The organism is Kosakonia oryziphila (assembly GCF_900094795.1).
In the GTDB taxonomy this organism is placed as follows: domain Bacteria; phylum Pseudomonadota; class Gammaproteobacteria; order Enterobacterales; family Enterobacteriaceae; genus Kosakonia; species Kosakonia oryziphila.
In genome coordinates this window covers 1-2,031 of record NZ_FMBC01000114.1, presented here as the reverse complement: position 1 = coordinate 2,031, position 2,031 = coordinate 1, and the positions used below count along the sequence as shown (strand labels likewise).

The 2,031-nt window shown below is 54.7% G+C and carries 1 pseudogene; it reads right to left on the bottom strand.

Going from position 1 to position 2,031, the window contains the following annotated elements:
- Nucleotides 1–1,703: pseudogene (locus tag GA0061070_RS25040) on the bottom strand (hypothetical protein); the annotation flags it as partial.
- Nucleotides 1,704–2,031: the final 328 nt, after the last annotated feature.

Below are 2,031 nucleotides of genomic sequence, written 5' to 3'. Positions count from 1 at the left end.
TTATTTCCGAGCGCCACACTGTTGGCCAGTGTGGCTGAGGCGTTCGCCCCCAGGGCCATACTGTTTGTTGCACCCGCATTTGCATAACTACCCAGGGCGACAGCGGTGCCACTACTGGTCTTGGCTGACGGCCCCAGCGCAACTGAACTCAGGCCCGTGGCAGAGGAAGCTGTGCCTGCCGCCAGGCTGTAATCTGAATAGGTTTTTGCGCCCTGACCTAAAGCTGCAGACTGCAACCCGGTCGCCGAGGAACCACTCCCCAGCGCGACACTGTAGAGGGAGTTAGCACTGGAGAAGGAACCCAGAGCCATAGAGTCCCCACCTGATGTTGCAGCTTTGTTGCCAAGTGCCACAGAGCCAGCCCCCGTGGCAGAGGAATTCGTGCCTACCGCCAGGCTGGAATCTGAATTGGCTTTCGACAAGTTACCAACAGCCACAGCTGAAGCACCATTGGTCAGTGATGCTGAGCCCAGCGCGACAGAGTTTAGTCCCGTGGCTGAGGAATTCGTGCCTGCCGCCAGGCTGTAATCTGAATAGGTTTTTGCGCCCTGACCTAAAGCTGCAGACTGCAACCCGGTCGCCGAGGAGCCATTCCCCAGTGCGACACTGTTGACGGAGTTAGCACTGGAGAAGGAACCCAGAGCAATGGAGTCCCCGCCTGATGTTGCGGCTTTGTAGCCAAATGCCACAGAGCCAGCACCTGTGGCAGAGGATAATTCCCCCATTGCCAGACTGTAACCCGAATTGGCTTTCGAAAAGTTACCAATGGCGACAGCTGAAGTGCCATTGGTCAGGGATGTCGGACCCAACGCCACGGAGTTAGCTCCTGTGGCGGAAGAGCTTATCCCCATCGCCAGAGAGTAGTCTGAATTAGCCTTTGAACCATTCCCGACCGCCACAGCACCGTTGCCCGCCGATGCTGAACTTACACCCAGCGCAACAGCGTTGGCAGCGCTGGCAGAGGACATTCCACCAATAGCCAGGGTATTTGTCGCTTTTGCGTTACTCAGTTCACCAATGGCCAGCGAACCTGATGAAGAGACGTAAGAGGATGAGCCGATGGCAATACTGGAGCTGTTATCAAAACCAGCAGCAGTTGAGGCTGTCGTTGCGGACAGACCAAGCGCTATTGAACCAGAACCTGAGGCGGAAGTTAATTCCCCAATCGCCAGACTGCTGCTCGAACTGGCCTTTGATTCGTTACCGATAGCGACTGCAGAAGAAGCATTACTCTGGGACTGCGAACCAAGCGCGATGGAGTCAACGCCTGCAGCGGAAGAGTTACCTCCTATCGCCAGACTGGTATCTGATGTGGCTTTTGAAAAGTTACCAATGGCGATAGCTGAAGTGCCGCTGGTCAGGGATGTCGGACCCAGAGCCACGGAATTAGCTCCCGTGGCAGATGCATATCCACCCAGCGCCATGCTGTACGTTGAATTGGCCGTTGAATTACCACCGACAGCCACAGATGAAGCGGCGTTGGCCTTTGAGAAGTTACCGATGCCAATAGCCGAACCGCCATTAGTCAGGGCTGACGGTCCCAGCGCCAGGGAGTTTACTCCTGTGGCAGAAGATGCTATCCCCATCGCCAGGGAGTAGTCTGAATTGGCCTTTGAATTGTTGCCAACCGCCACTGCGCCGTTGCCCGCCGATGCTGAACTTACCCCCAGCGCAACAGCGTTATCATTGCTGGCGACGGACAACCCACCTATAGCCAGGGCGTTTGAGCCTGTTGATTTGCTGGCTGCACCAAGGGCCAGTGAGCCCGCTGAAGTGACAAGAGTGTTTGCCCCGATAGCAATACTGGAACTGTTAGCAAAATCTGAGTCGGTTGAGGTTGATTTTGCATTTGCACCAATTGCAATAGAACCCGCAGCAGCAGTGGTTGCTTCATAAGAAGCTCCGCCGGTTAAACCACTCTGGATAGAAATTACTTTTTGGGCACCGGCGGTTAATGTGGCCTCTGCAGCAAAAGCATTTCCGTAACCACAGGCTGAAAATAAAATAATTTCACTGATTAAAATACTCAGT